A 17,491-nucleotide genomic window follows, 5' to 3' on the forward strand; every position below is an offset into this window, starting at 1 on the left:
TATCGAAGCAGGAGAAATGTCATGAGCAAACTGTTGGATCGCTTTCGTTATTTCAAAACAAAAGGCGACAGCTTCGCCGATGGGCACGGGCAGGTCTATCACACCAACCGGGACTGGGAAGACAGCTACCGCCAGCGCTGGCAGTTCGACAAGATTGTGCGGTCTACCCACGGCGTGAACTGTACCGGCTCCTGCAGCTGGAAGATTTATGTCAAAAACGGCCTGGTGACATGGGAAACCCAGCAGACCGATTACCCCCGCACCCGTCCGGACCTGCCTAACCATGAGCCGCGCGGCTGCCCGCGTGGCGCGAGCTACTCCTGGTATCTGTACAGCGCCAACCGCCTCAAATATCCGCTGGTACGCCGCAGGCTGATTGAACTCTGGCGCGAGGCACTGGCGCAGCACACCGATCCGGTACTGGCCTGGGATGCCATTCAAAATGATCCACAAAAAGCGCAGAGCTACAGACAGGCGCGCGGACGCGGCGGTTTTATCCGCTCGAACTGGAAAGAACTGAACCAGTTGATTGCCGCCGCCAACGTCTGGACCATCAAGCACTATGGTCCGGACCGCGTGGCCGGTTTCTCACCAATTCCGGCGATGTCGATGGTCTCTTACGCCGCCGGTACCCGCTATCTCTCTCTGCTCGGCGGTACCTGCCTGAGTTTCTATGACTGGTATTGCGACCTGCCTCCCGCCTCGCCCATGACCTGGGGCGAGCAGACCGACGTGCCGGAGTCCGCCGACTGGTACAACTCCAGCTATATCATCGCCTGGGGCTCCAACGTTCCCCAGACGCGCACCCCGGACGCCCACTTCTTTACCGAGGTACGTTATAAAGGGACCAAAACTGTCGCCATTACCCCGGACTTCTCTGAAGTTGCCAAACTGAGCGACCAGTGGCTCGCCCCCAAACAGGGGACTGACAGTGCACTGGCGATGGCCATGGGTCACGTGATCCTCAAAGAGTTCCATCTCGATAATCCCAGCGACTATTTCCTTAACTACTGCCGCCGCTATACCGATATGCCAATGCTGGTTCTGCTGGATGAACAGGCCGATGGCCGTCTGGTGCCGGGACGCATGCTGCGGGCGTCCGACCTTGTCGACGGGCTGGGCGAAACCAATAATCCGGAGTGGAAAACCGTCGCCTTTGATATTGCCGGTAATCTGGTGGTTCCTTACGGTTCCATTGGCTTCCGCTGGGGCGAAAAAGGCAAATGGAACCTGGAATCGCTGGCGGCGGGTCAGGAAACGGAGTTGACTCTTTCCCTGCTGATCACCCATGACAGCGTGGCGGATGTCGCCTTCCCCTACTTTGGCGGCAATGAGAACCCGCATTTTCGCAGCGTGAAGCAGGAGCCGGTGCTGACCCGCCGCGTGCCGAGCAGAATCCTGACGCTTGCCGATGGCAGCCAGAAACATGTGGTCAGCGTGTACGATCTTGTACTGGCGAACTATGGTCTCGACCGCGGCCTCGAAGACAGTAACGCGGCTGAAAGTTATGGTCAGATTAAAGCGTATACACCGGCCTGGGGCGAGCAGATCACCGGCGTACCGGCTCACCTGATCGAAAAGATTGCCCGTGAATTTGCTGACACGGCGCACAAGACGCACGGGCGTTCGATGATCATTCTCGGGGCCGGGGTAAACCACTGGTACCACATGGACATGAACTACCGTGGGATGATCAACATGCTGGTCTTCTGCGGCTGCGTAGGCCAAAGCGGTGGCGGCTGGTCGCACTACGTGGGCCAGGAAAAGCTGCGTCCGCAAACCGGATGGCTGCCACTGGCCTTCGCGCTGGACTGGAACCGCCCACCGCGGCAGATGAACAGTACCTCATTCTTTTACAACCACGCCAGCCAGTGGCGCTATGAGAAGCTGACGGCGCAGGAGTTGCTCTCCCCGCTGGCGGATGCATCCCGATTCACCGGACACCTGATCGACTTCAACGTCCGCGCCGAGCGTATGGGCTGGCTGCCGTCGGCGCCGCAGCTCAACCTCAACCCGCTGCATATTAAAGCCCGCGCAGAGGCAGCAGGCCTGTCGCCGCAGGATTACACTACTCAGGCGTTAAAATCGGGCGATATCCGCTTCGCCTGCGAGCAGCCTGACAGCGGAAAAAACCACCCGCGCAACCTGTTTGTCTGGCGCTCGAACCTGCTTGGCTCCTCCGGTAAAGGCCACGAGTACATGCTCAAGTATTTGCTCGGTACCGAAAGCGGGATCCAGGGGGAAGATTTAGGCTCGACCGATGACGTCAAGCCCGAAGAGGTCGACTGGCAAACCAACGCCATTGAGGGCAAACTTGACCTGCTGGTGACGCTCGATTTCCGCATGTCCAGCACCTGCCTGTTCTCTGACATCGTCCTGCCGACCGCCACCTGGTATGAAAAGGACGACATGAATACCTCGGACATGCATCCGTTTATTCATCCCCTCTCTGCCGCCGTCGACCCGGCGTGGGAATCACGCAGCGACTGGGAGATCTACAAAGGCATCGCCAAAGTCTTCTCTGACGTGTGCGTCGGCCATCTCGGTACGGAAACGGACGTCGTGTTGCAGCCTCTGCAGCATGACTCCCCGGCGGAACTGTCACAGCCGTTTGATATTCAGGACTGGCGCAAAGGCGAATGCGATCTGATCCCCGGCAAAACCGCACCGAACATCGCGGTCGTCGAGCGTAACTACCCCGAGACATGGGAACGCTTTACCTCCCTTGGCCCGCTAATGGATAAGCTCGGCAACGGCGGGAAAGGCATTTCGTGGAACACGCAAAGCGAGGTCGAGTTCCTCGGCAAGCTGAACTACGTCAAATCCGACGGTCCGGCGAAAGGCCGACCGCGTATTGAAACCGCCATTGACGCCTCTGAGGTGATCCTCGCCCTGGCACCGGAAACCAACGGCCAGGTGGCGGTAAAGGCCTGGGAAGCGCTCGGCGAGTTGACCGGGCGCGATCACACCCATCTGGCGCTGAATAAAGAAGACGAGAAGATCCGCTTCCGCGATATTCAGGCGCAGCCGCGCAAAATCATCTCCAGCCCGACCTGGTCCGGTCTGGAAAGCGAGCACGTCTCCTATAACGCAGGTTATACCAACGTTCACGAGCTGATCCCGTGGCGCACCCTCTCCGGCCGTCAGCAGCTGTATCAGGATCACCCGTGGATGCGCGCCTTCGGCGAAAGTCTGGTGGCCTACCGTCCGCCGATTGATACCCGTAGCGTCAGCCATATGCGCGAGATCCCGCCGAACGGCTTCCCGGAAAAAGCGCTCAATTTCCTGACGCCACACCAGAAATGGGGCATCCACTCCACCTACAGTGAAAACCTGCTGATGCAGACCCTGTCGCGCGGCGGGCCGATTGTCTGGATCAGCGAAACCGATGCCAGAGAATTTGGTATTGAAGATAACGACTGGATTGAAGCCTTCAACGCCAATGGCGCCCTCACCGCCCGCGCGGTGGTGAGCCAGCGCGTGCCGCCGGGTATGACCATGATGTACCACGCCCAGGAGCGCATTATTAACATTCCCGGTTCAGAGGTGACGGGACGCCGGGGCGGTATTCATAACTCAGTGACCCGCGTCTGCCCGAAACCGACGCACATGATTGGCGGTTACGCCCAGTTGGCATACAGCTTCAACTATTACGGCACCGTTGGCTCCAACCGCGACGAATTCATCATGATCCGCAAAATGAAAAACATTAACTGGCTGGATGGCGAAGGTCGGGATCAGGTACAGGAGACGAAAAAATGAAAATACGTTCACAGGTTGGCATGGTACTGAATCTCGATAAATGCATTGGCTGCCACACCTGCTCGGTCACCTGCAAAAACGTCTGGACCGGGCGTGAAGGGATGGAATATGCGTGGTTCAACAACGTCGAGACCAAACCGGGGATCGGCTACCCGAAAAACTGGGAAGACCAGGAGGAGTGGCAAGGTGGCTGGATCCGCGGTATTCACGGCAAACTCACGCCGCGTCTCGGCGGCAAAATGGGCGTACTGTCGAAAATTTTCGCTAACCCTGTCCTGCCGCAGATTGACGATTACTATGAACCCTTTACCTTCGATTATCAGGATCTGCACCGCGCCCCGGAAGGCGATCACCTCCCTACTGCCCGCCCGCGCTCCCTGATTGACGGCAAGCGGATGGACAAAATCGTCTGGGGCCCCAACTGGGAGGAGTTGCTGGGCGGCGAGTTCGAAAAACGCGCCCGCGACCGCAACTTCGACAAGATCCAGAAAGAGATGTACGGCCAGTTTGAAAACACCTTCATGATGTACCTGCCGCGTCTGTGCGAGCACTGTCTGAACCCAAGCTGCGTTGCCACCTGCCCGAGCGGGGCGATTTACAAACGCGAAGAGGACGGTATTGTGCTGATTGACCAGGACAAATGCCGCGGCTGGCGTTTGTGCATCAGTGGCTGCCCGTACAAAAAAATCTACTTTAACTGGAAGAGCGGCAAGTCAGAAAAATGCATCTTCTGCTATCCGCGCATTGAATCCGGCCAGCCGACCGTCTGCTCGGAAACCTGCGTCGGCCGCATCCGCTATCTCGGCGTACTGTTGTATGACGCGGACCGCATTGAAGAGGCGGCCAGTACCGAACATGAAACCGATCTGTATGAGCGCCAGTGCGACGTGTTCCTGAATCCGCACGATCCGGCGGTCATTGAGGAAGCGGTTAAACAGGGTATTCCACAGAACGTGATCGATGCGGCCCAGCGCTCCCCGGTCTACAAAATGGCGATGGACTGGAAGCTGGCCCTGCCGCTGCACCCGGAATACCGCACTCTGCCGATGGTCTGGTATGTGCCGCCGCTGTCACCGATTCAGTCTTACGCTGACGCGGGCGGCCTGCCGATGAGCGATGGCGTGCTCCCGGCGGTGGAGAACCTGCGTATCCCGGTACAGTATCTGGCGAACATGCTTAGCGCGGGCGATACCGGCCCGGTGCTGCGCGCCCTGAAGCGCATGATGGCGATGCGACACTACAAACGCTCCCAGACCGTCGAAGGCGTGACCGATACCCGCGCCATCGAAGAGGTCGGCCTGACCGAAGCGCAGGTTGAAGAGATGTACCGCTATCTGGCCATCGCCAACTACGAAGATCGCTTCGTGATCCCGACCAGCCACCGCGAAATGGCGCGCGACGCCTTCCCGGAGAAAAACGGCTGCGGCTTCACCTTTGGCGACGGCTGCCACGGCTCTGACACTAAATTTAACCTCTTCAACAGCAGCCGGATTGATGCCATCAACATCACCGAGGTGCGCGAACATGGGGAGGGAGAGTAATGCAGATCCTCAAAATCATCGCGTTGCTGATTGAGTATCCCGATGAGACCCTGTGGGAAAATCGCGAAGAAGCGCTTTCGCTCATTGAGCAGGACGCCCCCATGCTGCTGTCGTTTGCCCGCCAGCACCTGAGCGCCCCGCTGCTGGATAAACAGGCCGAGTGGTGTGAGGTGTTTGAGCGTGGCCGCGCGACCTCGCTGCTGCTTTTCGAGCACGTTCACGCTGAATCCCGCGATCGCGGTCAGGCGATGGTCGACCTCATGGGGCAGTATGAGAAAGCCGGACTACAGCTCGACTGCCGCGAGCTGCCGGACTACCTGCCGCTCTACCTGGAGTACCTCAGTATCGTTAAGGACGACGAAGCGCGCGAAGGATTGCAGAACGTCGCGCCGATCCTGGCGCTGATTGGCGGACGGCTGAAGCAGCGCGGCGTGGCCCATTATCAGCTGTTCGATGCCCTGCTGGTGCTGGCGGGAACGCGGCTTTCCAGCGACAGCGTGGCGAAACAGGTGTCCGGTGAAAAACGGGATGATACCCGCCAGGCGCTGGATGCCGTCTGGGAAGAGGAACAGGTCAAGTTTATCGAAGACAACGCCACATCGTGCGACAGCTCGCCGATGCAGCACTATCAACGACGCTTTAGCCAGGACGTCGCCCCGCAGTACGTGGACGTCAGCGCCGGAGGCCCAAAATGACACATTACCTGAACGTCTTTTTCTATGACATTTATCCCTACATCTGCGCTACCGTTTTTTTCCTTGGCAGCTGGTTGCGCTACGACTACGGGCAATACACCTGGCGCGCCTCATCGAGCCAGATGCTCAGCAAACGCGGTATGAACTGGGCCTCTAACCTGTTTCATATTGGGATCCTGGGGATTTTCTTCGGGCACCTGTTCGGCATGCTCACCCCGCACTGGATGTATGCCTGGTTTTTACCCGTCGCGGTTAAGCAGCAGTTAGCCATGATTGCAGGGGGGATTTGCGGCGTGCTGACGCTGATTGGCGGGTCCATGCTGCTATACCGTCGCCTGTTCAATCAGCGCGTGCGCGCCACGTCCACCACGCCGGATATCATTATCATGAGTATTTTGCTGATCCAGTGCATTCTGGGGCTGACCACTATCCCCTTTTCCGCCCAGTATCCTGACGGAAGCGAGATGATGAAGCTGGTCGGCTGGGCACAGGGAATTGTGACGTTTAAGGGCGGCTCATCGGAAATGCTGAGCGGCGTGGCCCCCATCTTCCGCGTTCATCTGGTGCTGGGGATGACCATCTTCCTCATCTTCCCGTTCACCCGTCTGGTACACGTATGGAGCGCGCCGTTTGAGTACTTTACCCGTCGGTACCAGGTGGTGAGATCGCGCCGTTGATTTTGTCGGGTGGCGGCTACGCCTTACCCGACCTACGTTATGCCCGGTATGGTGTAGCCGCCACCGGGCTTTACTGTCAAGTTACTGACCCTCCGGTTACCAGAGAGAGAATAAATAACAGCAACAGCACCGCGACGATCAATCCGAATGCAAGTAGCACAGCATGGAACGTTAGCGTTAGCCCTGAGAAAAGAAGCGCCCCGCAGATCCCCCAACGGCTCTCCTTGCACATCCCTCCGATGAACGAAAGTCCCAGTGCCACAACAGCGAGAATAATCCCGGCGTTAAGAAGAATGCGGTCGATATCAACCGTCGTTTTTTCGGTTCGGGCGGCAGGACGCTCCCCCTTTAGCCCCGCAATTATCCCTTGTTTTACAGCCGAAACCTTCTCAGCAACCATAGCTTCAAGCGCTGGCGGCTTTGGCGAAAACGGTCCGAATGAAAACTGGACAATTGAGAGAATGAGTGCAATTCCTCCCAGCAACATACCCAATGAACTGAATTTATTTCGCAAAACGATTTCCATATCAACATACCTTCGAGTAATGCCGCCGCGTGGGCTGTAGGCCCGGTAAGGCGTAGCCGCCACCGGGCGATTAAGACTGAAGCATGCCGTTTTGCAGAAGAAAATTCCACCACGAAATATCGTCTCATAATGGCCCAAAAGTATCGTTATTGGTTCGCCAGGTGACTCATACTGTGAGCAACTGTGCGGAATAATGGCTCCCGAACACAACACAGAAGGAGTTCGCGTGATGAAACCATTTTTTCGTACTGCATTGCTGATCGGCATGATGAGCACTTTTCCCACTTATGCTACCGCGCAGGAAACGACCGGCACGAATAGCAAAACCATTCGTGCAATGACAGGCGCAACGGCGACTTCGTCTTTATCCGCCTCACAAACGGCGTTAATCGTGGTGGATATCCAAAACGAATATTACGCAGGTAAAGATTTTCGTGGTCAGATGGTGATCCCTGATGGCGATAAGGTACTGAAGAACAGTCAAAAGCTGGTTAACTATGCCCATCAGAAAGGAATGCAGGTGTACTTCGTGCGTCATATAGCGCCAAAGGATAGCCCGCTGTTCGCCGAAGGGTCTGTCTATGCGCAATTCCATAAAGATCTGCAACCTTCTGCGCAAGACACTATTATCACCAAAGCGACCCCCAGTTCTTTTGTTGGCACCGATCTGGATGCGCAATTAAAGAAAAAAGGGATTAAAACCGTGATTGTGATTGGTCTGATGACGCACATGTGCATTTCGTCTACTGCACGTGACGCCGTACCGCTGGGTTACAGCGTGATTATTCCAGAAGATGCAACAGCAACACGCGATCTGGATGACGGTCAGGGTGGCGTGGTGGATCACAAAACACTGCAACGTGCGGCATTAGCCGGTGTTGCCGATGTATTCGCTGAGATAATGACCATTGAAGACGTTATAGCACTGCCAGTCACAAAATCAGACCGGACTTGAACCCTGTCGCCAGCCAGACTTCTATACTGGCTGGCACATGGAGACTGATATGACGTTGAAAATTGGTATCGTGGTATTTGATGGCATCATCCCTTTCCATCTTTCGGTGCCCTATGCTGTATTTGAAAAAGCGCTGACGCCGGAGGGCGAGCCCCTTTGCCAGCTTGTGGTATGCGCCACCACGCCCGGCGCGCTTAAAACCAATGCCGGATTTTCTATCGTTGTCGAGCGCGGGCTTGATGAGTTGGCCGGAATGGATATGGTGATCGTCCCAAGCTGGGACAGTCCCGAGCATGCCCCGGCCCCCGATCTCCTGCAGGCCCTGCAAAAAGCGCATGCCGCGGGTTCGCGTATTGTGGGTTTGTGTATGGGCGCGTTTGTCGTTGCCGCTGCCGGGCTACTTGAAAACCGCCCTGCGACGACACACTGGCGCTGGGCGTCTGACTTTCAGCGTCTCTATCCCTCTGTGCAGATGGATAAAGACGTGCTTTATATCGACAATGGTGACGTTGTCACTTCTGCGGGGACGGCGGCCAGTATCGACTGCTGTCTGCATCTGGTGCGTCAGGCCTGGGGCGCGGAAGTGGCAAACAGCGTGGCGCGGTTGCTGGTGGTACCGCCCCATCGCCAGGGTGGACAACGTCAATACGTAGAACTGCCGGTTCAGAACACGCGTCGTGGAGATCACTTTACCGACGCGCTGGCCTGGGCAACGGAAAACCTCCAGCTTGCGCTCACGCTGGACTGCGTGGCGGAAAAAGCCTGCATGAGTCGTCGCAGCTTTACCCGACGTTTTCAGCAAACCACCGGTGAGAGCTTTTCGCGCTGGCTGCTAAACCAGCGCATTATCGTCGCACAACGTTATCTCGAAAAAACCGACCAGCCTGTGGATGACATTGCCGAGCGTGTCGGATTTCCCTCAACAACCTCCTTTCGCCGTCACTTTCACAAACTGCTTAACACCTCGCCTTCTCGCTATCGGCGCGAGTTTCGCGGCCGATAACGAGGCGGCTATTTTCCGTGAGTTTCAAAACCCGCCATCACCGCCGTCAACTCTGCCAGGGAAAAACCGTGCTTCGGATCGTCAACACCCAGCCCGAAGCGTTCCTGCATCAGCTGATACAGCGCCGCAGCATCGGGAAGATGGATCTGCTCCTCCACATGGCCCTTTTGCCAGTGGGTAAAGTTGAAGTTGGTCAGCGTCAGTTTGCCGCCGTCAGGCAGATGGCGACACATCAGCAGATGATGGCGGAAATGGGACTGCGGCCAGTGCGCTGACCAGAAATTCCCCATGACGTAATCACTGAAATATTGTGTCGTCAGGTCAAAGTGATACATCGACTGCCAGTGTTCGTGGTGACGGAATTGCAGTACCCAGTCGTTCCCCTCGCTCAGCAGACGATACAGCCCGTGCGGCGTCTCCTGCTCTTCGTTGGCAAGCAGACGAATCGGTGCCGTCAGCGTCTGGCCGCCAAACCCAACGTCGGCAATCCAGCGCTCGCCGTTAAGTTCGACGAGCAACAGGCGATGCGTGCGCGGCGGCATTTGCGGTGGATTCGCTAATACCACACGTCCCAGCACGCTGCGCACCGTAAACCCGACTTCGCGCAACACGCGCTCAAACAAGCCATTTTGTTCAAAGCAATACCCCCCGCGACGCGCCTTCACCAGTTTGTCGACAAGGCTTTGATCGTCGAGCTGTATTTCGCGCGGCAGAACGACATCGATATTTTCAAACGGGATCGCACAGTTGTGATGTAAATGCAGCGCGCGCAAGGTGTCGATATCAACAGTAGCCGGTTGTTTCCAGCCAATGCGGGCGAAATAAGCAGTCAGAAATGGGGACATGCATCAGTTTCCTTTAACAGTGATGTTCTGTTTATAAACTAATTTTACGCGTCCACTTTGATTTCCGTGCTTTTTCGCCATACTCATCGTTATTGATGAGGAGACCTTATGAGCCACTTTCGTGTTGTTGAATTGCGTCATGCCAGCCGTCTTTTAAACCATGGCCCCACCGTGCTTATCACCAGTCGGGATGAAACCCTGGACAGGCGTAATGTTATGGCTGCCGCGTGGTCGATGCCCGTTGAGTTTGAACCACCGCGTATCGCCATTGTGGTGGATAAAAGCACCTGGTCGCGTGAGCTGATTGAACGCAGCGGGCAATTTGGCATCGTCATTCCCGGCGTGTCCGCCGCCAACTGGACTTACGCGGTGGGAAGCGTTAGCGGGCGCGACGAAGACAAATTCAACTGCTACGGCATCCCGGTGGTGAACGGTCCGGCACTCGGCCTGCCCGTCATTGAAGAGAAATGTCTGGCGTGGATGGAGTGCCGGTTATTACCCGTTACATCCGCGGCAGAAAAGTACGATACGCTGTTCGGGGAAGTGGTTTCAGCCGCCGCCGATGAACGCGCGTTCGTCGCCGGGCGCTGGCAGTTTGACGGGGATAAGCTGAATACCCTGCACCATCTGGGAGCCGGGACGTTTGTGACGAGTGGGAAAATGGTGAAGGCGCTGGATTGATAAACCCTCCCCCCATCGGGGAGAGGGTGAACGTATTACTTCGCACGCCGGGCAATAATCTCATCCGCCACATTGCGCGGTGCTTCCGCAAAATGGTGGAACTCCATCGTGTAGGTCGCGCGCCCTTGCGACATCGAGCGCAGCGTGGTGGCGTATCCAAACATCTCTGCCAGCGGCACGTCAGCACGGATAATCTGGCTGCCGTATTGCTCTTCCATGCCCTGCACCATGCCACGACGGGATGAGAGATCGCCCATGATATTACCGGCGTACTCTTCCGGCGTTTCTACTTCGATATGCATCACCGGCTCAAGGATCACCGGATCCGCTCTGCGAGCGCCCTCTTTAAACCCGAGGATCGCCGCCATGCGGAACGCCATTTCCGAGGAGTCGACGTCGTGATAGGACCCAAACGTCAGGGTCGCTTTTACATCGACAACCGGATACCCCGCCAGCACGCCGCTGTTCATGGCTTCGCGCAGCCCTTTTTCCACAGAGGGAATATACTCACGCGGCACCACGCCACCCTTCGTGGCATCTTCAAATTTGAAGCCACTGCCTGGCTCTAACGGCTCAAGGCTCAGGACCACATGCCCGTACTGCCCTTTACCGCCGGACTGCCGGACAAATTTGCCTTCGATATCTTTCACCGCTTTGCGCAGCGTCTCGCGGTAGGTCACCTGCGGACGGCCAATGTTCGCCTCGACGCCAAACTCACGCTTCATGCGATCGACGATAATCTCAAGATGTAGCTCACCCATACCGGAGATAATCGTCTGGCCGGACTCTTCATCGGTATGCAGACGGAACGACGGATCTTCCGCTGCCAGGCGTTGCAGGGCAATGCCCATCTTCTCCTGATCGCCTTTGGTCTTCGGCTCGATGGCAAGGGAGATCACCGGGTCCGGGAACTCCATTCGCTCGAGCGTGATGACCGCATTCGGATCGGTGAGCGTGTCACCGGTGGTCACATCCTTCAGACCGACACAGGCCGCAATATCACCGGCGCGCAGTTCATCCACCTCGTGACGATCGTTGGCATGCATCAGCACGATGCGTCCGATACGCTCTTTCTTGCCCTTCACCGGGTTATACACCGCGTCGCCTTTTCTCAGCACGCCAGAGTAAACGCGGATGAAGGTCAGTTGCCCGACGTACGGGTCGCTCATCAGTTTGAACGCCAGTGCAGAAAACGGTTCTTCATCACTTGGATGGCGCTCCGCATGCTGCCCTTTTTCGTCCACACCGTCGATGGCCGGTACATCCAGCGGGGATGGCATCAGCTCAATCACCGCATCGAGCATGCGCTGTACCCCTTTGTTTTTAAAGGCACTGCCGCACAGCATCGGCTGGATTTCACCGGAGATGGTCCGAATACGCAGCCCCTTAATGATCTCAGCCTCATCAAGGTCGCCCGTCTCCAGGTATTTATCCATCAGCGCGTCGCTGGCTTCTGCTGCCGCAGAGACCATTTTTTCCCGCCACTCCTGCGCGGTACTCAGCAAATCGTCCGGCACCGGCGCATAGTTAAACACCATGCCCTGCGTGGCATCATCCCACACAATGGTACGCATCTTGATGAGATCCACCACGCCGGTGAAATGCTCTTCCGCTCCCACAGGGATCACAATGGGCACCGGATTCGCCTTCAGGCGTTCCTGCATCATCCGCACGACGCGGAAGAAATCGGCACCCGGACGGTCCATTTTGTTGACGAACGCCAGGCGCGGCACATGATACTTATTCGCCTGACGCCAGACGGTCTCTGACTGCGGCTGCACGCCACCCACGGAGTCGTACACCATGACGGCACCGTCCAGCACGCGCATGGAGCGTTCCACCTCAATGGTGAAATCCACGTGCCCCGGAGTGTCGATGATGTTGATCCGGTGCGGTTCAAACCCTCTGTCCATACCCGGCCAGAAGCAGCTGACGGCCGCGGAAGTAATGGTGATCCCGCGCTCTTGCTCCTGCGCCATCCAGTCGGTTGTTGCCGCGCCATCGTGTACTTCACCCAGCTTGTGGCTCATCCCGGTGTAAAACAGGATGCGTTCGGTGGTTGTCGTTTTACCGGCATCGATATGCGCGGAAATACCGATGTTGCGATAACGTTCGAGAGGGATGGGTCGGGGCATAATATTTCCTTAAGTCTGTAAGACTGAGTTGTGACGACCAGGATGGTCGCCAGTGTGTTCGTTTGCTATAATAGTCCTATTGTACGAGTATTATCGAACTATTTTTTCACGGTTGACCTATTGTTGATATAGCTCAATCTGAACGTTGACGCAGGAAAACGATGATCCCAAACCACCCTGAACCTGAACAAATACTGCTGGAAAATGTGCTGTTTGCCCTCGGCAACCCGCTCCGGCTGTCGATTATCCGCAGACTGGCCGATGGCAGCGAACTCAGCTGTAACGCGCTGCGCCCGGACGATGTGGTGAAATCGACAATGACCCACCACTGGCGCGTGCTGCGCGACAGCGGCGTTATCTGGCAACGCCCGCAGGGGCGGGAGAATATGATTTCATTGCGAAGAGACGATCTGGATACCCGTTTTCCAGGGCTGATGGCAATTTTGCTGCGGGCTGAGTAGCCCTGCGGTTACATTAATATCCGTGGCAACGCTACGCTTTTTCCAGGCGATAGACCGGGATCTGCCGGCTGGTCTTCGTCAGGGTATCAAAGACCTCGGTCTCGGAGGTGACAATCCTCATCCCTGTTTTGCGTAACCTTTGCACATCGGCCGCAATGCGCTGAATGCCAAACCAGAACAGCCCGTCAAGTGCCGTTACCGCCAGCCCGTTCTCCAGCGCTAACTTAAGGCGTTCGCGGGGGGCTTTGACCTGCTGGGCGATTTGCCGGTAAGGCACTTCGCTCCCACCCTCGCTATCAGTTCGCTGGATACGCGTCTTCAGGTGATAACTAAATTCGTCAGGGATCCCGTCCAGATTCATTTTAAGGCTATACACGCAGCCGAACCGCTTGCCATTGAACAGCACATTTTTCTGACTGAGTTGAAGTTCATTCCTGATGCCGTCAATCAACTGCGGGGCACGGGTGAGGAGTAGCCTGAAGGGCAGCTCGAAGCTGGTGACGTAATCCACATTAAGCAACGCCAGACGCAGCCGCTCCTCTGCACCAGACTGTTGCTCACGACACTCTTCCATCACCTCTGCCCACTGGCGCGTCAAACGCTCCGGCTCGGCAGCCTCGGTAAAGAGATATTTTTCAATCTGATAATCAACTCTTCCGGTCATAGTGTGGTATCCCGTCGCTGTGGATGCGGTAATTCTATCCAGCACGGTGATATTTATAAAGGACTGAACCGCAACGGCGTGATGAAAATGTCGTTGCGATTCAGTCTCCTGACATTTCCGATCAGTGCGCCATCAACCAGCCCATCAGAATCGTGGCGAAAATCACTGTCGATGCGCCGCCAATACGGGTCGCAATCTGGGCAAACGGCATCAGCGACATGCGGTTCGACGCAGACAGAATCGCCACGTCCCCTGTCCCGCCCAGCCCGCTATGACAGCAGGTGACAATGGCCGCTTCCACCGGATACATATTCAGGCGCGACGCAATAAAATAGCCGCTCAGCGCCATTGCCATCACGATCGAACCACACACCACCACATATCCCACGGAGAAGACCGCCACGACGCTCTCCAGCGGCACGTACAGCATGCCAAGGCCAATCATCAACGGCCAGACCAGCGCAGCGGAGACAAATTTATAGCAGCTGTGCGCCCCCTGCTCCATGGAGGCTGGGATCACCCTGAAGTATTTACACAGCACGGCGATGAGGATCATCAGCACCGGGCCGGGAATATGCACCAGCTTCTCAAACAGTCCGCCAACGATGAAAAACGCGCACACCATCAGCAGCCCGCCGCCCATCAGCTGGAAATCGGTTTGCTGTACGCTCTGGGCGCTGGCAAACAGGCTATTGTCATCTTTGCTGCGGGTTAGCATGCCATTTCCCGACAGCGCAGGACGTTTTGTTCCGAGGCGTGCCAGCGTACCCGCACAGATAATCGCGAAGATATTCCCCACTACGGCGGCGGGTGCCAGCTGCGCCACATAGACGTCAGGTGTCTGGCCCAGTATGGCCGAATAGGCCAGCGACAGCGGTAAAATACCTTCGCCAATCCCGCCGCCGATAATCGGCACGATGATGAAAAAGAAGGTGTGGTACGGCGTATAGCCAAACAGCGAGCCGACAATTAACCCGCTCAGCACAGCCATCAGGGTGCCTACCACCAGTGGAACGAACATGCGGATCATCCCCTGGATCAGCAGCACGCGGTTCATCCCCAAAATGCTCCCCACTACCAGACAAGCGATGACGAAATAGAGCAGATTGGCCTCTTTCATCAACAGGTGAACCGTATCCAGGGTGTGTTTCTCGAATACGCCAAAATAGACCAGCACCGAGGGCAGCATCAGGCACAATATTGCCGGGCCACCAATATCTTTCAGCACCGGGATCTGTCGGCCAATTTTGGCAAAGGCAAAACCGAGCGTCATGATCACCGCGAGTCCACCGATCATGTTTTTCGGCAGGAGCCCCGCCCACGCGGAGGTGGCCACAATGGCCGCGATCCCGACAAACAGCATCAACGGGACCGCGCCGACTTCCGCATTGCTCAACCCAAAAGCAACACGTGAAGCGACTGGAGATGTGGTTACAGAATTATCTTTCATATAATCACCGGATTAGTAGGTTCGGATATAAATAAACAGGAAAAAATCGTAATTAGCCTGTATTTAATAAAACTCTAATATTTAATAATATTCAAACAGCCATTTATAAAAATGGTTCATCGAGAAATTAGCATGGCGATTTCGCCGGAAACGTGAACAGCACGAGAATTTCTTTTTAAATAACTTAATTCTTCTTTTCGTAACTAAAGTTTTTAATCGCCACATCGGTGTTTTGAAATTATTTAAACCAGAAAGACTGTGACCGTTATCACTACGCCTATGATTCTTAACCGCTAGATTAGCGCGAAACGACAGACATAAATAAACCTGCGCCTGCAACTGAACCTTATCCGATTATTGAAATTCAGGAGTCATTCATGTCTCGCAAAGAAGTACTGTATACCCCTTATAGCGGCGCTGTATTACTGGAAAACCCGTTATTAAATAAAGGACTCGCCTTTATCAAAGAAGAACGCGATAACTTTAATCTGCACGGTTTGTTGCCACACAACGTTGAAAGTATCGAGGAACAAACCGAACGCGCCTGGGTACAATTCTGTCATTTTAAAAGCGATATTTCCCGCCACGTTTATCTGCGAAATATACAGGATACTAATGAGACTCTGTTTTACAACCTGCTGCGTTCGCACCTGAAAGAGACGTTACCCATTATCTATACCCCCACGGTAGGTGAAGCCTGCGAACACTTCTCGACAATTTATCGCCGCGCGCGGGGGCTCTTTATTTCATGGCCCAATCGTCATCGTATTGATGAAATGCTGCAAAGCTTTTCACGCAATGATATTCGCGTCATCGTTGTGACCGACGGGGAGCGCATTCTGGGACTCGGCGATCAGGGGATCGGCGGGATGGGAATACCCATTGGTAAACTCTCGTTATATACCGCCTGCGGTGGGATCCACCCGGCGTCTACCCTGCCGATTATGCTGGATGTTGGTACCAATAATCAGCAGCATCTGGACGATCCGATGTATATGGGCTGGCGTCATCCACGCATCAGCGACGATCAGTACGCCGAGTTTATGGACATGTTTATCAGTACCGTGAAGCAGCGCTGGCCCAATGTATTGCTGCAGTTTGAGGATTTCGCGCAGAAAAACGCGACCAGACTGCTGCAGCGCTACCGCGACCAGCTGTGCTGTTTCAACGACGATATCCAGGGTACCGCCGCCGTGACCGCGGGCACGCTGATTGCTTCCGCCCATGCTGCCGGGACCCGTGTTCGCGATCAGCGCGTGGTCTTCCTGGGGAGCGGATCCGCCGGTTGCGGCATCGCCGAAAAAATCGTTGCGCTGATGGTGGATGACGGGCTAACCGAAGCCGAAGCCCGCCGTCGGGTCTTTATGGTCGATCGCTTTGGCCTGCTGACTGACGATATGACCAACCTCCTCGACTTCCAGAAAAACCTGCTCACGGCGCGCGAGGCGATCCGCGACTGGCAGGTTGAGTCGACCAATATTTCGCTGCTGGACGTGGTTAAAAACGCGCATCCGACGGTCATGATTGGGGTCTCAGGCCAGCCGGGCCTCTTCAGCGAAGAGATTGTAAAAGAGATGCATCGCCACTGCCCGCGTCCGGTGATTATGCCGCTTTCTAACCCCACATCACGTGCGGAGGCGCAACCGCAGGATCTCATTGCCTGGACACAGGGCGCCGCACTCGTCGCCACCGGCAGCCCGTTTGCTCCGGTGTTCTGGCAGGACGAACAGTACGATATTGCCCAGTGTAATAATGCCTATGTATTCCCCGGGCTGGGGCTGGGTATTCTGGCCTGCCATGCACGCCGGGTCACCGAGGAGATGCTGATGGCGGCAAGCCGCAGCCTGGCCGCACAGTCGCCGCTGGTGACGACTGAAAAAGGTGGGTTATTGCCGCCGGTGGATCACATAGAAACGGTGTCACGCCATATCGCGTTTGCCGTCGCCAGAGCGGCCATTGAGCAAGGTGTTGCGCCAGCCATGGAGGATGAGATGTTGCTGGCGCGGATTGAAGAGACCTGGTGGCAAGCGGATTATGCGCCGTACCGCCGGGCCGCGCTGTAGCCGTCAGCCTGCCCTCACGTTACGGTGAGGGCA

The 17,491-nt window shown here is 56.0% G+C and carries 14 protein-coding genes; 9 read left to right on the forward strand and 5 right to left on the reverse strand.

Annotation, left to right across the window (positions count from 1 at the left end; genetic code table 11):
- Window positions 1-21: 21 nt before the first annotated feature.
- From ACTJJI_RS21765 to narI, 4 genes are read left to right on the forward strand one after another with little or no spacing between them, the layout of a single operon-like run.
- Entirely contained in the window at window positions 22-3,762 is a 3,741-nt protein-coding gene (locus ACTJJI_RS21765) for a nitrate reductase subunit alpha (protein ID WP_440655536.1), read from the forward strand.
- Window positions 3,759-5,303 (forward strand): nitrate reductase subunit beta, encoded by a 1,545-nt coding sequence (gene narH / locus ACTJJI_RS21770; protein WP_440655537.1) that lies wholly within the window; start codon window positions 3,759-3,761, stop codon window positions 5,301-5,303. The genes ACTJJI_RS21765 and narH overlap by 4 nt, the downstream gene beginning before the upstream one ends.
- Window positions 5,303-5,998, forward strand: coding sequence for a nitrate reductase molybdenum cofactor assembly chaperone (gene narW / locus ACTJJI_RS21775; protein ID WP_050860636.1), 696 nt, complete (start codon window positions 5,303-5,305; stop codon window positions 5,996-5,998). Before narH ends, narW begins: the two co-directional genes overlap by 1 nt.
- Window positions 5,995-6,675 (forward strand): respiratory nitrate reductase subunit gamma, encoded by a 681-nt coding sequence (gene narI / locus ACTJJI_RS21780; RefSeq protein WP_014832031.1) that lies wholly within the window; start codon window positions 5,995-5,997, stop codon window positions 6,673-6,675. Before narW ends, narI begins: the two co-directional genes overlap by 4 nt.
- 76 nt (window positions 6,676-6,751) lie before the next feature.
- On the opposite strand, the gene ACTJJI_RS21785 is transcribed toward narI, so the two are convergent.
- Window positions 6,752-7,201, reverse strand: a complete 450-nt coding sequence (locus tag ACTJJI_RS21785) for a membrane protein (RefSeq protein ID WP_046889606.1) — start codon at window positions 7,199-7,201, stop codon at window positions 6,752-6,754.
- A gap of 229 nt (window positions 7,202-7,430) precedes the next feature.
- Between ACTJJI_RS21785 and ACTJJI_RS21790 the strand changes: the two genes are divergently transcribed.
- Together ACTJJI_RS21790 and ACTJJI_RS21795 are read left to right on the forward strand one after the other, a co-directional pair.
- Complete coding sequence (locus ACTJJI_RS21790; RefSeq protein ID WP_440655577.1) at window positions 7,431-8,156, forward strand: cysteine hydrolase family protein; 726 nt, start codon at window positions 7,431-7,433, stop codon at window positions 8,154-8,156.
- Window positions 8,157-8,205: 49 nt separating this feature from the next.
- On the forward strand, window positions 8,206-9,159 hold the full coding sequence (locus ACTJJI_RS21795; RefSeq protein WP_440655538.1) for a GlxA family transcriptional regulator: 954 nt from the start codon (window positions 8,206-8,208) through the stop codon (window positions 9,157-9,159).
- 8 nt (window positions 9,160-9,167) lie between these two features.
- Here the strand turns inward: ACTJJI_RS21795 and nhoA are convergent, their stop codons facing one another.
- Window positions 9,168-10,004 (reverse strand): N-hydroxyarylamine O-acetyltransferase, encoded by an 837-nt coding sequence (nhoA, locus tag ACTJJI_RS21800; RefSeq protein WP_038419511.1) that lies wholly within the window; start codon window positions 10,002-10,004, stop codon window positions 9,168-9,170.
- Window positions 10,005-10,112: 108 nt separating this feature from the next.
- On the opposite strand from nhoA, the gene ACTJJI_RS21805 reads away from it, so the two are divergent.
- Entirely contained in the window at window positions 10,113-10,685 is a 573-nt protein-coding gene (locus tag ACTJJI_RS21805) for a flavin reductase family protein (protein ID WP_046889592.1), read from the forward strand.
- Window positions 10,686-10,720: 35 nt separating this feature from the next.
- Here the strand turns inward: ACTJJI_RS21805 and fusA are convergent, their stop codons facing one another.
- The gene (gene fusA / locus ACTJJI_RS21810; RefSeq protein ID WP_440655539.1) at window positions 10,721-12,820 is read right to left on the reverse strand and encodes an elongation factor G; all 2,100 of its coding nucleotides are present in this window, start codon (window positions 12,818-12,820) and stop codon (window positions 10,721-10,723) included.
- 161 nt (window positions 12,821-12,981) lie between these two features.
- On the opposite strand from fusA, the gene ACTJJI_RS21815 reads away from it, so the two are divergent.
- Window positions 12,982-13,281 carry an ArsR/SmtB family transcription factor gene (locus ACTJJI_RS21815; protein ID WP_014832050.1) on the forward strand — a complete coding sequence of 100 codons (300 nt, stop codon included), beginning with the start codon at window positions 12,982-12,984 and terminating at the stop codon, window positions 13,279-13,281.
- 31 nt (window positions 13,282-13,312) lie between these two features.
- Here the strand turns inward: ACTJJI_RS21815 and ACTJJI_RS21820 are convergent, their stop codons facing one another.
- Window positions 13,313-13,945, reverse strand: a complete 633-nt coding sequence (locus ACTJJI_RS21820) for a helix-turn-helix domain-containing protein (protein ID WP_014832051.1) — start codon at window positions 13,943-13,945, stop codon at window positions 13,313-13,315.
- Window positions 13,946-14,066: 121 nt separating this feature from the next.
- On the reverse strand, window positions 14,067-15,395 hold the full coding sequence (locus tag ACTJJI_RS21825; RefSeq protein WP_063426991.1) for a 2-hydroxycarboxylate transporter family protein: 1,329 nt from the start codon (window positions 15,393-15,395) through the stop codon (window positions 14,067-14,069).
- Window positions 15,396-15,772: 377 nt separating this feature from the next.
- On the opposite strand from ACTJJI_RS21825, the gene ACTJJI_RS21830 reads away from it, so the two are divergent.
- Window positions 15,773-17,458 carry an NAD-dependent malic enzyme gene (locus ACTJJI_RS21830; RefSeq protein ID WP_395523280.1) on the forward strand — a complete coding sequence of 562 codons (1,686 nt, stop codon included), beginning with the start codon at window positions 15,773-15,775 and terminating at the stop codon, window positions 17,456-17,458.
- The last annotated feature ends 33 nt before the right edge of the window (window positions 17,459-17,491 follow it).

The organism is Enterobacter sp. 22466 (assembly GCF_052044775.1).
In the GTDB taxonomy this organism is placed as follows: domain Bacteria; phylum Pseudomonadota; class Gammaproteobacteria; order Enterobacterales; family Enterobacteriaceae; genus Enterobacter; species Enterobacter dissolvens.

Bases quoted from the DNA above. Each gene is read 5' to 3' on its own strand.
- ACTJJI_RS21765 (WP_440655536.1), top strand. From the start codon at position 22: ATGAGCAAACTGTTGGATCGCTTTCGTTATTTCAAAACAAAAGGCGAC.
- narH (WP_440655537.1), top strand. From the start codon at position 3,759: ATGAAAATACGTTCACAGGTTGGCATGGTACTGAATCTCGATAAATGC.
- narW (WP_050860636.1), top strand. From the start codon at position 5,303: ATGCAGATCCTCAAAATCATCGCGTTGCTGATTGAGTATCCCGATGAG.
- narI (WP_014832031.1), top strand. From the start codon at position 5,995: ATGACACATTACCTGAACGTCTTTTTCTATGACATTTATCCCTACATC.
- ACTJJI_RS21785 (WP_046889606.1), bottom strand. From the start codon at position 7,201: ATGGAAATCGTTTTGCGAAATAAATTCAGTTCATTGGGTATGTTGCTG.
- ACTJJI_RS21790 (WP_440655577.1), top strand. From the start codon at position 7,431: ATGAAACCATTTTTTCGTACTGCATTGCTGATCGGCATGATGAGCACT.
- ACTJJI_RS21795 (WP_440655538.1), top strand. From the start codon at position 8,206: ATGACGTTGAAAATTGGTATCGTGGTATTTGATGGCATCATCCCTTTC.
- nhoA (WP_038419511.1), bottom strand. From the start codon at position 10,004: ATGTCCCCATTTCTGACTGCTTATTTCGCCCGCATTGGCTGGAAACAA.
- ACTJJI_RS21805 (WP_046889592.1), top strand. From the start codon at position 10,113: ATGAGCCACTTTCGTGTTGTTGAATTGCGTCATGCCAGCCGTCTTTTA.
- fusA (WP_440655539.1), bottom strand. From the start codon at position 12,820: ATGCCCCGACCCATCCCTCTCGAACGTTATCGCAACATCGGTATTTCC.
- ACTJJI_RS21815 (WP_014832050.1), top strand. From the start codon at position 12,982: ATGATCCCAAACCACCCTGAACCTGAACAAATACTGCTGGAAAATGTG.
- ACTJJI_RS21820 (WP_014832051.1), bottom strand. From the start codon at position 13,945: ATGACCGGAAGAGTTGATTATCAGATTGAAAAATATCTCTTTACCGAG.
- ACTJJI_RS21825 (WP_063426991.1), bottom strand. From the start codon at position 15,395: ATGAAAGATAATTCTGTAACCACATCTCCAGTCGCTTCACGTGTTGCT.
- ACTJJI_RS21830 (WP_395523280.1), top strand. From the start codon at position 15,773: ATGTCTCGCAAAGAAGTACTGTATACCCCTTATAGCGGCGCTGTATTA.